Here is a 16,600-nt window from a genome sequence, read left to right on the forward strand (position 1 = left end):
CTCACCCTCTAGGAGTGAACCCGCATGGGCATCAAGGACCAGTTCCAGGACAAGGCCGGCGAGCTGCAGGACCAGGCCAAGAAGGCCATGGGCAGCGCCAAGGACAAGGCGGGCGAGCGCGGCTCGCAGGGCCGTGACGACATGCAGGAGCGTGGCCAGCAGGGCCAGGAAGAGGCGAGCGAGCGCTCATCGCAGGCCCCCGACGAGGCTCAGCGCGCCGCGCAGGAGCAGCAGGACAAGTTCAACCAGGACTACGACGCCTGACGCTGCGCTGAGCTTGACCCAGTGAGGCCCCCCGGGACGCCGGGGGGCCTCGTTGCGTGGGGGCCTCGCTGCTGCGGAGGGGGGCGTTGCGGTCAGCTGTCGCTCGGTGGGGGCTTTCCCGTCTCGCCGCTTCGCGGCGGATCTTCCCCACCCACCCACCCGATCACCCTGCGGGTAACGGGTGGGTGGGAGTGATCCGCCGCGAAGCGGCGGGCCAGAGTCCGTCCCACGACGGGACAGGCCCCCCCCGACAGGACAGGCCCACCCGCAGGGTAAAGCCCCCCGGGGGACACCCCGGCGTATCAACTACCGCCCGCTACGCCCCTGTTCATCGGCGGAGCCCCCCGCTCCGACAAGCCCCGTCGAGACCGTCCCGAGCCGCGGCTCGAAGCGCCGCATCTCACGCTGGCCGACCGAGCCGATCACCCCCGGCAGGTATCCCCGGATGCCCTGCATCCCCCGCAGCCACCACTGCGCGTAGACGTGACTCGACCGCCGCTCGATCCCGGCGACTATCCTGTCGACGGCCGGACCCAGCGGGTACGTCTTGTTGGACGGCCACGGCAGCCGCTGCCGCAACTCCCGCATCACATCGTCCTGGTCGGCGCCCCGCACCATGTCCGTGTCCGTCCAGGACAGGTAACCGACGCCCACCTTCACGCCCTTGTAGCCGACCTCGGCCCGCAGACAGTGGGCGTACGCCTCGACGCCCGACTTCGACGCGCAGTACGCCGTCATCATCGGCGCCGGCGTGATCGCCGCCAGCGAGGCGATCTGGAGGAGATACCCCCGGCTCTCCATCAGGACCGGCAGGAACGCCCGCCCCGTCACCGCGCTGCCGATGAGGTTGACCTCGATGACCCGGCGCCACGCATCGGGGTCGGACTCGACGAAAGGACCACCGTTGGCCACGCCCGCGTTGGCGACGACGATGTCGACCTTGCCGAACCGCTCCTTGACCTCCTGGGCCACCCGCGCCATCGCGACATGATCCGTCACGTCCACGTGCCAGGCCTCGGCCTCGGTGTGCAGCCGCCCGGCCACCTGCTTCAACTCGTCCGGCTCCAGGCCGAGGAGCGCGATCTTCGCGCCCCGCGCCGACAGTTTCCGCGCGAGCAGCTCGCCCACGCCGCGCGCGGCACCGGTGACGACCGCGACCTGCCCCTCCAGGCTGACCTTGCTCATGCACTGCTCCCCTCAAGCCCCTGAACCTGCGGCTGCACCTTCGACTGCGACTGCGGCTCGTCCACTCGTACGTACCTCTCCACCAGATCCCTGATCCCCGCGATGACCACCTCAGGCGCCTCGACCGGCGTCATATGGCCGATCCCCGGCAACTCGGTGAGGCCGGACGCCTCCGGCAGCATCGCCGCCAAGCGCCTCGCGTGGGTGACGGGCGTCATCCGGTCGACCGTGCCCGCGATGATCGCGGTCGGGACCGTCAACTCCAGTACGCCCGCGTCGAGTTCGAGCTCATCGAGCACATGGGACCAGCGGTAGCGCACCACCCTGGGGCACCCGTGCACGATCCGCGCGCACACCTCGACCCGCTCCGGCGCCGAACCCGGCCCCATCGTCGCGTACTTGAGGATCTTGCGGGCGAGCGGCGTCACAGGCCCGAGCGGCGCCTTCGCCCCGAGCACCGACCGCGTGATCCGCGTCCGCACCCGCCCGGCCCGCATCGGCACCACGCGCGACTCGGGAACGAGCCGCGAACTCCCCGTGCTGCACAGCAGAACCGCCGCCGCGTGCTCCCGGAAGCCGGGCCGCGTGCTCGTGGCCATCATCGTCATGCCGCCCATGGAGTGCCCGACGAGCACGGCCCGCTCCCCCGGCTCCAGCGTCGCCGCGAGCACGGCCTCGAGGTCGTCGGCGAGGGCGGTCGTGCTGTACCCCTCAACGCCCGCCGGCGCGGCACTGCGCCCGTGGCCCCGCTGGTCGTACGCGATCACTCGGTGGTCGATGGCCAGGTCACGTATCTGCGCCGCCCAGAAGGCGGTCGAGCAGGTCCACCCGTGCGCGAGGACCACGGCGGGCGCGCCGTCGGGACCGTGCACCTCGGCGTGCAGCCGCGCGCCGTCCGCCGACACGACGGTCAGTTCCCGCGCGGCGGGAGGCGGCGCGAAGGGCCCGCTCGTCGTCACCTGCGTCAGCCTGCTCATGCTGCCTCGACCTTCTTCGTCGTACGCGACTTGTTCTTCCCCGCCGCACGCGGCTTCGACACCGCGTCCGCATCCACCTTCGGCGGCCGCACCACCTCGTACTCGGCGAGATCCACCCGCCGTGTGGCGCCCCGGAACTCGGTCGTCGTACCCGGCCAGATGGTCGTGTTGACGCCGTTCTCGTCGAGGTACCAGCTGTTGCAGCCACCGGTGTTCCACACGGTGCGCTTCATCCGCTCCTGCACCTTGTCGTTCCAGGCGTGCACGGCGCTGGTCCGCACGGCGAGCGCGGCACGATCGCCCAGAACGTTCAACTGCCGCATGTAGTCGGCGAGATAGTTCAGCTGGGACTCGATCATCAGGATCATCGAGGAGTTGCCGAGACCGGTGTTCGGGCCGATGACCGTCATGAAGTTGGGGAAGCCCGCGGCGGTCGCGCCGCGCAGCGACTTCATCCCGTCCTTCCAGGACTCCATCAGCGTCCCGCCGTCCGCACCCACCACGCGGTCGGCGATCGGCATGTCCGTGACATGGAATCCCGTACCGAAGATGATCACGTCGACCTCGGCCTCGGTGCCGTCCGCCCCGACGACGGTGTTGCCGCGCACCTCACTGAGCCCGCTCGCGACGACGTCGACATTGGGCGCGGCAAGCGCCGGATAGTACGTGTTGGAGAGCAGGATCCGCTTGCAGCCGATGCGGTACGACGGCGTCACCTTGGCCCGGAGCGCCGGATCCTTGATGGCGCGGGCGATGTTCCGCTTGGCGATCTGCTCGACCGCGCCGAGCTCGTTCGGCCGCTTGGTGAACGCCTGGACCTGCAACTCCCGGATGCCCCACAGGATTCCGCGCCGGGCCTGTGTGGTGAACGGAAGCTGGCGGTGCACCCAGCGCTCGGCCTTGCTGATGGCGCGGTCCATGCGCGGCATCACCCAGGGCGGGGTGCGCTGGAAGAGCGTGAGCCTGCCGACCTCGCGCTGGATCGCGGGCACGATCTGGATGGCGGAAGCGCCGGTGCCGATCATGGCGACGCGCTTGCCGCGCAGGTCGTAGTCGTGGTCCCAGCGCGCGGAGTGGAAGACCTCGCCCTCGAAGGTGTCGAGGCCGGGGATGTCAGGGAGCTTGGGGTCGGAGAGCGGCCCGGTGGCGGAGACGACGACATCGGCGGTGAGGGTGCCGTTGCTGGTCTCGACCTCCCACCACAGCTTCTCCGCGTCCCAGCGCAGCTGCGTCACCTCGGTGTTGAGGCGGATGTGCGAGCGGAGGCGGAAGGTGTCGGCGACCTGCTCCAGGTACTCCCAGATGTGCTCCTGGCCGGAGAAGGTGCGCGGCCAGTCCGGGTTGGGGGCGAAGGAGAACGAGTACAGGTGCGAGGGCACGTCGCACGCGCAGCCCGGATAGCTGTTGTCCCGCCAGGTGCCGCCCACGGCGCCGGCCCGCTCGAGGACGACGAAGTCGGTGACGCCTTCCCGGCGCAGCCGGACGGCGGCGCCGATCCCGCCGAAGCCGGACCCGATCACTGCCACCCGCACATGCTCGTGTCCGCGACCCTGCTGGAGCTCCCGCTCACGCCCCTGCCCGCGCCCCTGCCCGCTCTCCTGCTGGCGCTCGTCCTCGGCCATGCCGCCGCCTCCCGAACTACTGCTTCACGACTCTGCCAGTGACCACTGGCGCAATGGGAGCGTAGAACAGCGCCGTACTGATGGGTAGGGGTCTGGCATCCCGAGTTACCGCCGGTAGAACACGCGCACGATCCGGCACCACATAGGCTGCTGCCGTGGCAGAGACACGGGAATCACGGGAATACCGCATGGAGGAGCTGGCCAAGGCGGCCGGCATCACGGTGCGCACCGTGCGCTTCTACCGTGAGCGCGGCCTGATCCCACCACCCCGCCGCGAGGGCCGCATCGCCTGGTACGACGACCACCACCTGGCCAGGCTGCGCACGATCGCCGCACTCCTGGACCGCGGCCACACCCTGAGCGGCATCGCGGAGCTCGCGGAGGCCTTCGAGAACGGCCGTGACGTGGGCGAACTCCTGGGCATCGGCGAACCCACCGAGGAGACCCCGGTCCGCCTCACCCCCGAGGAACTGGCCGACCACTTCGCGGGCGAGGTCACCCCCGAGAACCTCGCCGCGGCCATGGACCTCGGCTACCTGGGCACGGACGGCGAGGAGATCGTCCACGTCAGCCGCCGCCTCCTGGACGTCTCATCGGCCCTGGTCCGCGAGGGCATCCCACTGGCGGCGGTCCTGGAGGCGGGCCAACGCGTACGGGAACACGCGGACGCACTGGCCGAGTTGTTCATCACGACCATCCGCGCCCACACACCGCCGGAGACGGGCGACGTGAACATCGAGCGCTTGCGCCCCTTGGCGAAGAGCGTGGTGGAGGCGGAACTGTCGATGGCGCTGGACCGCCGCTTGGCTTCGGAGAAGCCGGAGGCCGTTTAGCCCCCAGGCGCATCTCAGCCCGTCCGGCGTTTGAGGACGAACTCGGCGAAGCCGGTGATGACGGCACGCAAAGACCGGCGAAGCCGGCCCGCGGCAGAGCCGCAAATGTCACAGCCGGGAAGGGGCGGGTTCGGGGAAAGAACCGCCGGAGGCAGGACCTCAGCCCCCTCCCGCCCGCACCCGCACCCGCACCCGCACCCGAGCGCCCCTACCTCGGCAAGAACCACCGAGCCTTATAGATCCCGCCGCCCACCAACTCGTACTCCCCCCGCGGCCGATCAACACTGACCCTCGTCGTCCACCACGTCTCCTCAAGACCGCTCTCCGGGACCGTGGTGAGGACCTGCCCCGTGCGCGGATCGTCGCCGATCGCCTTGACCGACTTCCGGGCGATCTCCTCGACCCCCGCGAAGTCCTGCACAAAGGCCCGGCCACCGATGTCGTACTGGAAGACGGACGCGTTCGTCGTCACCCAGAGCCGCCGCCCCCGGCGCCCCGCCACGGGGAAGAGGTCATGCCCCCCAGGAGTCTTGCCCGGCGTACCGACCGGCAGCCCGACGGAGGACCGCCGCGTCAGAGAAGGCCGCGCCCGCGTACCCCCCACGGCATACGTCACCAGCTCATCGTCACCGATGGCCCACAGCACCTCACGCGCACCGTCCCAGTGCAGCCCGTGCGCCCCCTTGAGCTCCACCTCCGCGAACCGCGCGGCATGGGGCCCCTGTGAGGCCGCGTACAGCCTGACCAGCGCACCCGTACTGCACGCCACCGCGACATTGCCGTCGGGCAGGATCTCCGCGCTGTGCGGATTGAAGAGGTCGTCGCCGGGCCCTATGGCCGTGCCCCAGTACCGCCTGCCCGACGGGTAGTCGACGACGGCGACGAATCCGAAGGACGCGGTCGTCAGGACGTACGTACGCCCTCCCGTCCTCCGCACCTTCGACTCACTCGGATACACCCAGCTGACGTCAGGCTGAAGGTCCTCGTACCCCGAGTGCCGCATCGGCGAGAACGCCCACCGCACGACGGACGGATCGGCCTCCGGGTCCCAGACCCTGCGCCGCGGATCGAGTACGAGAATCTGCTGGGTCGCCTGCTCCGTGAGGAGCACGGGCGGAGTACCCCGGGGTGCCCCGCCCGAAGCGGCGGCGGGTGAGGCGGCGGCGGGCGAAGCGGCGGCCAACGGCAGCCCCGCCCCGATCCCGGCCCCCAGAGCCCCGAGCAGCACACCCCGCCGAGACGGCACCGACGTAGACGTGGACGCAGACGTAGACGCACCGAACATACCGAACATACCGAACATGAAGTCTCCCCCACACGGCTGACAGTTGAGTCATTGTCAGGTACGCGTCCTCAACAAGCCATGCCGCCACGCAGCCTCACATGTCGTAGACCACCGTGACGGGCGCATGGTCCGACCACCGCTCGTCGTGACTCGCCGCCCGCTCCACGAACCCCTTGGCCGCGCGCTCCGCGAGCCCCCGCGTCGCCACGTGGTAGTCGATGCGCCACCCCGTGTTGTTGTCAAAGGCGCGCCCCCGGTAGGACCACCAGGAGTAGGGCCCTTCGACGTCGGGATGCAGCGCCCGCATCACATCGACGTACCCGGTGGCGCCCTCCCCGCCCTCCCCGTCGAAGACCTCCCTGAGCCAGGCCCGCTCCTCGGGCAGGAAGCCGGAGTTCTTCTTGTTGCCCTTCCAGTTCTTGAGGTCGGCCTCCTGGTGGGCGATGTTCCAGTCGCCGCAGACCACGACCTGGCGCCCCTCGGCGGCGGCCCGGACCTTCAGCCCCTTCAGGTACGTGAGGAACTCCCCCATGAAGCGGATCTTCTCGTCCTGCCGCTCCGTACCGACCTCACCGGAGGGCAGATACAGGCTCGCGACCGTGACACCGGGCAGATCGGCCTCGACGTAGCGCCCGCTGCCGTCGAACTCCTCCGACCCGAAACCGACCTGCACACGGTCCGGCTCACGCCGCGTATAGAGGGAGACGCCCGCGCGCCCCTTCGCGGCCGCCGGCGCGTGCACGACGTGCCAGCCTTCGGGCTCCCGCACCTCGTCCGGCAGCTGCTGCGGCTCGGCCCGCACCTCCTGGAGGCAGAGCACGTCGGCGGAGGTCTCGGCGAGCCACTCCACGAAGCCCTTCTTGGCGGCGGCGCGCAGCCCGTTCACATTCACACTGGTCACTTGGAGCATCCCGGCACGATACCGGCACACTGAAAAGGCACCCCAATTAATGGATACCGGAACACCTCCGCATAGAAGTACGATGTAACGCATGACTATCCAGCATCTTCAGCGCATCGAGCTGCGCCCCACGCCCTACGACCACCCCGACGCGGTCAAGCTCAACGACCGCGTCCAGCTCGAGTACGCGGAGCGGTACGGCGACGAGGGTGACGTCACGCCCCTCGACCCGACCATGTTCGAGCACCCTCGCGGCGTGTACTTCGTCGCGTACGACGAGAACGGCACCCCGCTGGCCACCGGCGGCTGGCGCGGGCACGAGGCGAACGACGAGGGGTACGCGGACGGCGACGCCGAGATCAAGCGCATGTACGTCACCCCGGAGGCCCGCGGCCTCGGCCTGGCCCGCCGCATCCTGGCGGCCCTGGAGGACGACGCGCGATCGACGGGCCGCACCCGCATGGTCCTGGAGACGGGCACCAAGCAGCCGGAGGCGATAGCTCTCTACACATCGACCGGTTACACCCCGGCCCCCGCCAAGTTCGGCCACTACCGCTTCGACGACCTGAGCCGCTGCTTCGTGAAGGCCCTGTAGCACCCGTCCGATTCAGAGCAACGACAGCGGACGCTGAGGGTGCGACTGCTGCGACTGCTGCGACGTCAGAAATACCACGACTACCAAGAGTGACTTCTTGGATCGATAGACTGCATCGCATGACACTGGCACCCTTGACCGCATCACTCCCTGCATCCGCGCCATGGAAGACTGACGGACCAAGGGTGGTCGCTCAAGCGTTCCCGTACCAAGGAAGCAAGCGCATCCTTGCAAGCAAGATCCTCTCCCTCTTTCCGGCTCAAGGGATCTCACGACTAATCGAACCTTTCGCAGGGTCGGCAGCGATCTCAGTGGCAGCACGCCACTATGACCTCGCAAGCACTGTGCATATTTCAGACGTTAATGCTCCGCTGATCGCACTGTGGGACAGAATCATCGAAGATCCCAACGAATTGATCTCCACCTACACCCAAATGTGGAACGATCAACTAGATGACCCGCGGTCCTTCTACTTGAAAACACGGGAAGAATTTAACGCTTCGAAGAAGCCCGAACTCCTCCTCTATTTGCTCTGCCGCTGCGTAAAGGCGGCCGTTCGATACAGCAAGAGCGGAGATTTCAACCAGGGCGCCGACCATCGCCGCCTAGGAGCTCGACCGGCAAATATCGCAGAACGCATCACTTCCGCTTCAAAGCTGATGAAGACTGCAACGACATCCACAGAGTCTTACGTAGGTCCACTGACTGGCGCCAGTCGAGACGAAGTGGTTTACATGGACCCCCCTTATCAGGGAACAAGCGATGTGCCAGATCACCGATATCTCACAGGGCTACAACGCGCCCCGTTCTCAGAGGCTCTCCAGACGGCTGTAGACAACAACGTATCGTTCATTGTCTCCTATGATGTGGTGACGGATGACAATAAGTATGGAATGGCCCTGCCTTCCGAACTAGGGCTGCTTCATAAGCATGTATCCGCTGGCGTTTCCTCCCAAGCCACACTCCAAGGGAAGAAGCAGGTGACGGTCGAGTCGCTATACATCTCGCCTGCCCTCGTGGAGCGCCTCGGCGGGGCATCGGAGATCGACAAGCGTCTTGACCTGTACCCTTGAGAACAATGTGAACTCATGTGACAGGTGTGCCACATGTTTGGCTAGAGTAGCCAGATGCCGATATACAGCTCTGAGTTCGTCTCATGGATCAAGGCCCTACCCATGTCGAGCCGCGCGGCGCGGGCTAGAGACCATCTTCTAGAGTATGGATCTTTGACTACTGAGCAACTGTCAGAAATGGGCTACGTTCACCCACCGCGCGCAATTGGCGATCTCAAGGATGCTGGCGCCACCATTGAAGGTGACAGCGTAAAAGGATCCACCGGGCGAACGATCAGAAGATACACGCTGATCGAACAAATGAGCATGGGGAAAGCCGGGCGCGTAGGGATCCCTAAGAGATTTAGGGACGCACTGAATGCGGAATTCAACTTTCGGTGCGGAATTTGTCATGGCCAATTCGAAGCACGTGAACTGCAGGCCGATCACCGCGTGCCATTTATCGTGGCAGGCGATAAGTCTGATCTTAAGATCAAAGATTTCATGCCACTTTGCGCTTCGGACAATCGCTCGAAATCTTGGTCATGTGAGAACTGTCAGAATCTAGCTTCTCGCGATGAATCGGTTTGCGAAAGCTGCTTCTGGGCGCATCCCGAAAACTACACTCATGTGGCGACAAAACAGGAACGAAGAGTCAATCTCACCTTCCAGGGGGATGAGATCGCTACCTCCTATGAAGCCATCAAAGAAGCAGCACATTCTGAGGGTCTATCTATCGAAGAGTGGCTGAAAGGAAAGTTCAGCACCGACCACGATTGAGGTCGGCGGAGCGGCTTTGGCCGGTGTCCTGCCGGGGCTGTCCCGAGGCCGGCCGGTAGTGCAGGTGACGCCGTCTGGGCTCTGCGACCGCAGCAGCAGGCGGTGGTCGCGTTGCAGGGTTTTCACCTCGAACAGGCTGGTCTCGCTGTTCCAGCGCTCCGTGTTCAGGGGTGGCGGTGATGTCGGCGTCCACCACCCGCACCGCGACGCCGTGCGGGTGGCCCGGTGGCAGGCGCCGGTTGCAGAAGCGCAAGGCGGCCTGGCGCTGGCCGGAGGCCCGGTCCGCAACGCTGAGTCGGCGCCGCAGGCGGCGATGCGGGCGGCGATGCGGGCAAGGACGTCGTGGCCGTGAAAGGCCGGTCCATCAGCACGAGTTGCCCGCCGGACAGGGCAGGGTCGGAATGGTGGCCAGCTGCTTGGCCAGCGCGACCTCGTTGTCCCGGCGCGGACCCAAAAGCGCGTCGAGAATGCCGCGGGTGCAGCAGGCGATCAGCAGGACGAGCCTGACCTGGGGATGGTGTCCGACCGATGCGACGCTCAAGGCACTGCGGAAGCTCGGCAAGCACCTCGACGGCAAAGATCGGAAGTAGTCGTTGCTGTACTTCGTTGCTGTACTTCGTTGCTGTACGACGCCAAAGAGCCCCAGCCGGATCTCTCCGACTGGGGCTCTGAGCTGCGGTGGACCTGTGGGGATTTGAACCCCAGACCCCCTCGATGCGAACGAGGTGCGCTACCAGACTGCGCCACAGGCCCTTGCAACGAGTGAAACTCTAGCATCCCGATCCGGGTGCTCGGAAATCCGTTCCTGGCTGGTGACGTGGCTGGTCACCCGGCTGGTCAGGCCTCACTCGTTGGCGGCTCGCGGCCGCTCCCTGTCCTCGTACTGATCGAAGAGCGGCGTACGTCCGCGCTCGCGGGCCCGGCGCGCGGACGCGGCACGGCGCGCGTCACTGCGGCCGCCGACTCCGTCCACGCCATCCATGCCCTCGCCGTCGCCCGCTTCCTCGGCGAACTCGGCGTACTCGCCGTACTCGCTCTCGTCCGCCTCGTCCGCCTCGTCGGCGGCAGGCTCCACGGTGCTCGACCGCGCCGAGCTCCAGGCGTCGGGTGCGCCCAAGTCGACGTCACCGGTGGCCCGCGGGGCGACCGGTGCGGTCACGTACGTCGGCAGCGGCACCGGGACCGGGTCCCAGCTGTCACCGTGGCCGGGGCGGCGCTGCCGCTCGCGCTGCTGGTCGACCCACTCCGCGTGGTCCGTCTGCTCAACCAGGGCGCGGCGGTCGGCGGCGAGCGCGGACAGGCCGGTCTCCGTGTCGGGGGCCGGTCCTTCCTCCGCGTCGTCGGTGACCGCTTCCGCGCCGCCCGAGGCCCGCCTGCGCGGCTGGCGCTCACGCAGCCGCTGCGCCGCGACCTCGGCCCGGCGCCGGTCCATGGTGTAGGTGAAGCGGCGCCGCTCCTGGCCTCGGAGATAGACGATGTACGCGCTCAGGAGCGCGGCCGGTGCGGCGGGCGCCCAGAGGAAGCCGAGCCCGCCCACCGCGGCGACGACCGCGCCGAGTGTGAAGACGACGAACAGCATCGCCGTCGTACGCCGACGGCGCGCGAGCACCTTCGTACGCCGGGCGCGCGCGGCGGCTTCCGCCGACGCGGACCGCTGGGCGGGCGACTGCTTGGACCGCGCGGCGGGCTGGACCGGGTCCGGCACCGTGGGCGCCTGGGGCGCCTGGGGCGTCGGCGCGTGCACCTGGGCCTTCACGGAAGGCCGCGCCGGAGACTTCACCGCGGGCTGCGCCTGCCCCTGCGACCGGGCCGGAGGCTGCTGCCCCTGCGACCGGGCCGGAGGCTGCTGCGCGGGTGGTCTCGCCGAGGGCTGCTGCGCCTGGGGTTTGGCCGGCGCCCGATGCGGAGGCGCGACGAAGGACCGGACGTCCACCGAGCCGGTGGCGTTGTCCGGTCCGCGCGACTCCTCCTCTTCAGGCGAGCGCGCTTGCAGGTCCTTGGCGTATCGGCGCTCCATCCCCGCCCTTCCGGACAGAAGCCGGATGGCGGTGCTGAAGCGTTCCGTCGGACGGGCTTCATTGAGCTCGTCCTGCCTACGGAGCCACATCGGCACCAAGTAGGCGGCCCAGGCCCCGACGATGACTGCGTAGATGAGGCCGCTGCTGCTCACGCCTCACACGGTAGAGGGGTTTCGTTGAGGCCATCTGCCAATTGGGCCGGTGTGTCGCACGATCTGGCTGATATCTCGAACTTTTTTTGTGACTGATGCGATCAACAGGCCGCCGAGACCGTGAAATTAATGCCTGAGAGGGACCAAGTCAGGTCCCAGACGGTCGATCACCGATAAATTTCAAACACTTATTCTATTTACGCGGTGTTCCGAGGTCGCGCCTGGTGCCAGCGCCGCAGCAACCCTTCCGGCACCTCTTCCGCGGTGAGCGCGAAGACAAGATGGTCACGCCAGGCACCATCGATGTGGAGATAGCGTGGACGAAGCCCCTCGTCGCGGAATCCGAGTTTCTCCACGACCCTGCGACTCGGCCCGTTCTCGGGGCGAATACAGACCTCGATACGGTGCAGCCCGACCGAGCGGAAGCAATGGTCGACCGCGAGAGCGACGGCGGTCGGCATCACACCGCGGCCCGCGACCGACTGGTCGACCCAGTAGCCGACATGGCCCGAGCACATCGATCCCCAGGTGATCCCGGCGACCGTCAACTGCCCGACGAGCCGCCCCTGGTACTCGATGACGAAAGGCAACATGCGCCCGGCGTGCGCCTCGGCGCGCAGATGCCGGACCATCTGCCGGTACGTCGGGCGGTGCACGATCGGACCGCTGGGCGTGGGCGGCGGAATGGTCGCCTCCCAGGGGCGCAGCCAGTCCCGGTTGCGCCGGTTGACCTCACGCCATGGCCGCTGGTCGCGCATCTTTATCGGACGGAGGGCGACATCGCCGTCCGTCAGCTCGACGGGCCAGGAGGGGCTGTTCAGCTCGCACCGCCTGGGGGTCTGGGGTGGTCGCCGCCCCTGAGCTGCTCGACGGCGTGCGTCAGGAGGGGCTCGAGGACGGCGAGTCCGTCCCGTACGCCGCCGGTGGAACCCGGCAGGTTCACGATGAGCGTGCGTCCCGCGACTCCGGCGAGACCGCGGGACAGCGCGGCCGTGGGCACCTTCTCCCTGCCGTACGCGCGAATCGCCTCCGGAATGCCCGGCACTTCGTGGTCGATGACGCTTCGGGTGGCCTCGGGGGTGCGGTCGGTGGGCGAGATGCCGGTGCCGCCTGTGGTGAGGATCACGTCGTATCCGGCGTCGGCTCCGGCTCGCAGGGCCTGCTCGACCGGGTCGCCGTCGGGGACGACCTGGGGGCCTTCGACCTCGAAGCCGAGCGCGGTGAGCGCCTCGGCGATGACCGGGCCACCGCGGTCGGCGTAGACACCGGCGGCTGCACGGTTGGAGGCGGTGACCACAAGAGCGCGGTACGCCGTCACGCTCCCGCCCGTCACGCCCCGGCTCCTTCGCGGCTCCAGTTCCCGGATTTGCCGCCCGTCTTCTCTTCCACGCGTACGTCCGTGATGATCGCGCCCTTGTCGACGGCCTTGACCATGTCGATCACCGTGAGGGCCGCGACGGTGACCGCTGTGAGGGCCTCCATCTCGACGCCCGTACGGTCCGTCGTCTTCACCGTGGCGAGGATCTCGACGGCATCGTCCGCTACGGAGAGGTCGAGTTTCACTCCGGAGACGGCCAGCGGGTGGCAGAGCGGGATCAGGTCGGGCGTGCGCTTGGCGCCCATGATGCCCGCGATCCGCGCGGTGGCCAGGGCGTCCCCCTTGGGGACCCCCTCCCCACGCAGCAGCTCGATCACGCGGGGCGCGACCAGGACACGGCCGCTCGCGCGGGCGGTGCGCGCGGTCACGTCCTTCGCGGATACGTCGACCATGCGGGCGGCACCCGCTTCATCGATGTGCGTCAGTCGCTGCTGCGTACTCATGTGCTGTGGCGCTCCCGGTCCCTGGCCCCGCGCGGTGCGGCGCGCGCGGGCCTGTCGTGCGCGACACCGTACCGCGCGCGGGGGCCTCTCAGCCGAGCAGGACCACCGTGATGTCGGCTTCGGGTTCCACCGATGTGGTGTCCTCCGGGACGACGATCAGTGCGTTCGCGTGCGCGAGGGCCGCGACCAGGTGGGAACCCGACCCGCCCACGGGCCGCACTCGGCCCGCATCGGCGTCGTACCGGCCGCGCAGGAACTGCCGCTTCCCGGCGGGCGATGTCAGGGCCTTGTCGGCGTCGAGCACCGCACTCGCGGTGGCCCGGTGGACGTCCGGAAGGCCCATGAGGGCGCGCACGGCGGGCCGTACGAAGATCTCGAAGGAGACGTACGACGACACCGGGTTGCCCGGCAGTGCGAGCAGGGGCGTGTGGTCGGGGCCGATGGTGCCGAAGCCCTGCGGCTTGCCCGGCTGCATGGCGAGCTTGCGGAACTCGATGCCGCTGCCCGTCGAGTCCACCTCCCCGTCGCCCTCCCCGTCACCGTCCCCGCCGTATCCCACGGAGGAGAGGGCTTCCTTCACGACGTCGTACGCGCCGACGCTGACGCCGCCCGTGGTGACGATGAGGTCGGCGCGGATCAGCTGGTCCTCGATGGTGGAGCGCAGCGTCTCGACGTCGTCGGCGACCGCTCCCACGCGGTAGGCGATCGCTCCGGCGTCCCGGGCGGCGGCGGTGAGCGCGAAACTGTTGGAGTCGTAGATCTGCCCCTTGGCCAACTCCTCGCCGGGCTGGATCAGTTCGCTGCCGGTGGACATGACGACCACGCGCGGGCGCGGGCGCACTGTGACCGTGCCCCGGCCGATCGCGGCGAGCAGGGCGATCTGCGGCGCCCCGAGGACCGTGCCCGCGGCCAGGGCGCGGTCGCCCGCCTGGACGTCACTGCCACGCGCCCGCACGTGCGCGCGTGCCTCCGCGGGGCGGTGCACGCGGACCTCGCCTGAGGCGCCGTCGGGGGCGGCGCTGTGCGCGCGCATCCCGGAGACGGGCCCTCCGCCGAGGCCTCCGTCGGTCCACTCCACGGGGACGACGGCCTCGGCGCCGGGCGGCAGCGGGGCGCCGGTCATGATGCGGGCGGCCTGGCCGGCCCTGACGGTGGGCTGCTCTCCCTGGCCCGCGGCCACGTCGCCGATGACCGTCAGGACGGCGGGGAACTCCTCGCTCGCGCCCGCGATGTCGGCGACCCGGACCGCGTACCCGTCCATGGAGCTGTTGTCGAAGGGCGGCAGCGAGACGGGCACCGTGACGTCCTCGACGAGGACGCAGCCCTGGGCGTCGAGGAGTTGGAGCTCGATGGGCTCCAGAGGCCGGACGGTTCCGAGGATGTCGTCCAGGTGCTCGCTCACCGACCAGATGGGGTCCTGGCCGGTGGCTTCGGTCGTCGCGCTGCTGCTCAAAGTGCTACATCTCCTCGGACACGTAACTGCGAAGCCAGGCCTGGAAGTCCGGGCCCAGGTCTTCACGTTCGCACGCGAGTCTGACAATGGCACGCAGATAGTCGCCGCGGTCACCGGTGTCATAGCGGCGGCCCTTGAAGACGACGCCGTGCACCGGGCCGCCGACCTTCTCGTCGGCCGCGAGCTGCTGGAGTGCGTCGGTGAGCTGGATCTCGCCGCCGCGGCCCGGCTCGGTCTTGCGCAGTATGTCGAAGACGTGGGGGTCGAGGACGTAGCGGCCGATGATGGCGTAGTTGCTGGGGGCGTCCGCCGCGTCGGGCTTCTCGACCAGGCCGGTCACCTTGACGACGTCGCCCTCGTCCGTGACGTCCACGGCCGCGCAGCCGTAGAGGTGGATCTGCTCCGGGGCCACCTCCATGAGGGCGATGACGCTGCCGCCGTGCCGCTCCTGGACCTCGACCATGCGGGCGAGCAGGGGGTCGCGCGGGTCGATCAGGTCGTCACCGAGGAGGACCGCGAAGGGTTCGTCGCCGACGTGCGGGGCGGCGCACAGGACGGCGTGACCGAGCCCCTTGGGGTCACCCTGGCGTACGTAGTGCATGGTCGCGAGGTCGCTGGACTCCTGGACCTTCGCCAGTCTCGCCTCGTCGCCCTTCTTCAGAAGGGCCGACTCCAGCTCGTAGTTGCGGTCGAAGTGATCCTCGAGCGGGCGCTTGTTGCGGCCCGTGATCATGAGGACATCGTCGAGGCCCGCGGAGGCGGCCTCTTCGACCACGTACTGAATCGCCGGCTTGTCGACGACCGGCAGCATCTCCTTCGGAGTGGCCTTGGTGGCCGGCAGGAACCGGGTGCCTAGACCTGCTGCGGGAATGACAGCCTTGCTGATCCTGGGGGGGTGAGACTCAGTCATGTCCGTAACCATAACCGGTGTGTATGTGCGGAATCTGTGGGTCCGGACATTTATTTCTCATATGAGCGTGACTGGAAGGGTTTGTGAGCACGTCATGGAAGAAACCGGCTCTGACCAGCCAACCAAGCGCACGTTGCGAGGAGAATTCCTCGCAGTGAGAAGCCGGTTGACTAGGGATGACGCACAGAAGACCGCTGCGGTTCTCGCCGAGAGGGCATTGGAACTTCCGGAGCTCGCCGGGGCGCGCACGATCGCGGCGTACGTCTCCGTGGGGAGCGAACCGGGCACGCGCGCGCTCCTCGACGCCCTGCACGCGCGCGGGGTGCGGGTTCTGCTGCCGGTACTTCTCGCCGACAACGACCTGGACTGGGCGGTGTACGACGGCGAGGGTTCGCTCGCCCGCGTGCAACACCCGGGAAAGATGGCTCTGTCGGAGCCCTCAGGACCGCGGCTCGGACCCGATGCCGTCGTGGAGGCGGACGCCGTACTGCTGCCGGGCCTCGCCGTGGACGAGCGCGGGATGCGCCTTGGACGCGGCGGCGGGTCCTACGACCGGGTGCTCGCGCGGCTCGGGCGGGCCGGGGCCGATCCTGCCCTGGTGGTGCTCCTGTACGACACGGAGGTCGTCGCACACGTCCCCCAGGAGGCACACGACAAGCCGGTGCACGCCGTCGTCACGCCGTCGGGAGTACGCCGCTTCCGCTGATAGGTCCGTGACGCCGAAAGGGCCCTCCACGCGTGCGTGGAGGGCC

18 protein-coding genes and 1 tRNA gene are annotated in these 16,600 nt (G+C 68.4%); 6 read left to right on the forward strand and 13 right to left on the reverse strand.

Annotated elements, in window-relative coordinates:
• Positions 1-24: 24 nt before the first annotated feature.
• Positions 25-264, forward strand: a complete 240-nt coding sequence (locus tag ACGFSB_RS24920) for a hypothetical protein (protein ID WP_393403237.1) — start codon at positions 25-27, stop codon at positions 262-264.
• A 306-nt stretch (positions 265-570) separates the two neighbouring features.
• Here ACGFSB_RS24920 and ACGFSB_RS24925 read toward each other — a convergent pair whose 3' ends face one another.
• From ACGFSB_RS24925 to ACGFSB_RS24935, 3 genes are read right to left on the reverse strand one after another with little or no spacing between them, the layout of a single operon-like run.
• Positions 571-1,449, reverse strand: coding sequence for an SDR family oxidoreductase (locus ACGFSB_RS24925; RefSeq protein ID WP_393403239.1), 879 nt, complete (start codon positions 1,447-1,449; stop codon positions 571-573).
• Positions 1,446-2,426: an alpha/beta fold hydrolase gene (locus ACGFSB_RS24930; protein WP_393403242.1), complete on the reverse strand. Its 981-nt coding sequence runs from the start codon at positions 2,424-2,426 to the stop codon at positions 1,446-1,448. Before ACGFSB_RS24930 ends, ACGFSB_RS24925 begins: the two co-directional genes overlap by 4 nt.
• Positions 2,423-4,048, reverse strand: a complete 1,626-nt coding sequence (locus ACGFSB_RS24935) for a flavin-containing monooxygenase (protein ID WP_393403244.1) — start codon at positions 4,046-4,048, stop codon at positions 2,423-2,425. The genes ACGFSB_RS24930 and ACGFSB_RS24935 overlap by 4 nt, the downstream gene beginning before the upstream one ends.
• Positions 4,049-4,236: 188 nt before the next feature.
• On the opposite strand from ACGFSB_RS24935, the gene ACGFSB_RS24940 reads away from it, so the two are divergent.
• Positions 4,237-4,881 carry a MerR family transcriptional regulator gene (locus ACGFSB_RS24940; protein WP_393403520.1) on the forward strand — a complete coding sequence of 215 codons (645 nt, stop codon included), beginning with the start codon at positions 4,237-4,239 and terminating at the stop codon, positions 4,879-4,881.
• A 208-nt stretch (positions 4,882-5,089) separates the two neighbouring features.
• Here the strand turns inward: ACGFSB_RS24940 and ACGFSB_RS24945 are convergent, their stop codons facing one another.
• Entirely contained in the window at positions 5,090-6,127 is a 1,038-nt protein-coding gene (locus ACGFSB_RS24945) for a DUF6528 family protein (protein WP_393403247.1), read from the reverse strand.
• Positions 6,128-6,260: 133 nt separating this feature from the next.
• A complete protein-coding gene (locus ACGFSB_RS24950; protein ID WP_393403250.1) occupies positions 6,261-7,076 on the reverse strand; it encodes an exodeoxyribonuclease III in 816 nt (271 codons plus the stop codon).
• An 82-nt stretch (positions 7,077-7,158) separates the two neighbouring features.
• On the opposite strand from ACGFSB_RS24950, the gene ACGFSB_RS24955 reads away from it, so the two are divergent.
• The 3 genes from ACGFSB_RS24955 to ACGFSB_RS24965 all read left to right on the forward strand — a co-directional run bounded on the left by ACGFSB_RS24955 (position 7,159) and on the right by ACGFSB_RS24965 (position 9,494).
• Positions 7,159-7,662, forward strand: a complete 504-nt coding sequence (locus ACGFSB_RS24955; protein ID WP_393403253.1) for a GNAT family N-acetyltransferase — start codon at positions 7,159-7,161, stop codon at positions 7,660-7,662.
• A 119-nt stretch (positions 7,663-7,781) separates the two neighbouring features.
• A complete protein-coding gene (locus ACGFSB_RS24960) occupies positions 7,782-8,735 on the forward strand; it encodes a DNA adenine methylase (RefSeq protein ID WP_393403256.1) in 954 nt (317 codons plus the stop codon).
• 54 nt (positions 8,736-8,789) lie between these two features.
• Positions 8,790-9,494, forward strand: coding sequence for a hypothetical protein (locus tag ACGFSB_RS24965; RefSeq protein ID WP_393403259.1), 705 nt, complete (start codon positions 8,790-8,792; stop codon positions 9,492-9,494).
• Positions 9,495-9,858: 364 nt separating this feature from the next.
• Here ACGFSB_RS24965 and ACGFSB_RS24970 read toward each other — a convergent pair whose 3' ends face one another.
• The 8 genes from ACGFSB_RS24970 to galU form a co-directional block, all read right to left on the reverse strand.
• Positions 9,859-10,035: a hypothetical protein gene (locus ACGFSB_RS24970; protein ID WP_393403262.1), complete on the reverse strand. Its 177-nt coding sequence runs from the start codon at positions 10,033-10,035 to the stop codon at positions 9,859-9,861.
• Positions 10,036-10,173: 138 nt separating this feature from the next.
• Positions 10,174-10,247: transfer RNA gene (locus tag ACGFSB_RS24975), tRNA-Ala, on the reverse strand.
• Between the two features lie 91 nt (positions 10,248-10,338).
• A complete protein-coding gene (glpR, locus tag ACGFSB_RS24980) occupies positions 10,339-11,664 on the reverse strand; it encodes a gephyrin-like molybdotransferase receptor GlpR (protein WP_393403265.1) in 1,326 nt (441 codons plus the stop codon).
• Between the two features lie 197 nt (positions 11,665-11,861).
• Positions 11,862-12,485, reverse strand: coding sequence for a GNAT family N-acetyltransferase (locus tag ACGFSB_RS24985; RefSeq protein ID WP_393403523.1), 624 nt, complete (start codon positions 12,483-12,485; stop codon positions 11,862-11,864).
• Complete coding sequence (locus tag ACGFSB_RS24990; protein ID WP_393403268.1) at positions 12,482-12,997, reverse strand: molybdenum cofactor biosynthesis protein B; 516 nt, start codon at positions 12,995-12,997, stop codon at positions 12,482-12,484. Before ACGFSB_RS24990 ends, ACGFSB_RS24985 begins: the two co-directional genes overlap by 4 nt.
• Positions 12,994-13,485 carry a cyclic pyranopterin monophosphate synthase MoaC gene (gene moaC, locus ACGFSB_RS24995; RefSeq protein WP_393403271.1) on the reverse strand — a complete coding sequence of 164 codons (492 nt, stop codon included), beginning with the start codon at positions 13,483-13,485 and terminating at the stop codon, positions 12,994-12,996. Before moaC ends, ACGFSB_RS24990 begins: the two co-directional genes overlap by 4 nt.
• 88 nt (positions 13,486-13,573) lie before the next feature.
• A complete protein-coding gene (glp, locus tag ACGFSB_RS25000) occupies positions 13,574-14,938 on the reverse strand; it encodes a gephyrin-like molybdotransferase Glp (protein ID WP_393403274.1) in 1,365 nt (454 codons plus the stop codon).
• A 4-nt stretch (positions 14,939-14,942) separates the two neighbouring features.
• Positions 14,943-15,848: a UTP--glucose-1-phosphate uridylyltransferase GalU gene (gene galU / locus ACGFSB_RS25005; protein ID WP_393403277.1), complete on the reverse strand. Its 906-nt coding sequence runs from the start codon at positions 15,846-15,848 to the stop codon at positions 14,943-14,945.
• 94 nt (positions 15,849-15,942) lie between these two features.
• On the opposite strand from galU, the gene ACGFSB_RS25010 reads away from it, so the two are divergent.
• Positions 15,943-16,554 carry a 5-formyltetrahydrofolate cyclo-ligase gene (locus ACGFSB_RS25010; RefSeq protein WP_393403281.1) on the forward strand — a complete coding sequence of 204 codons (612 nt, stop codon included), beginning with the start codon at positions 15,943-15,945 and terminating at the stop codon, positions 16,552-16,554.
• Positions 16,555-16,600 lie beyond the last annotated feature (46 nt).

Origin of the sequence: Streptomyces sp. NPDC048441 (assembly GCF_043200235.1) — a bacterium.
GTDB lineage: Bacteria > Actinomycetota > Actinomycetes > Streptomycetales > Streptomycetaceae > Streptomyces.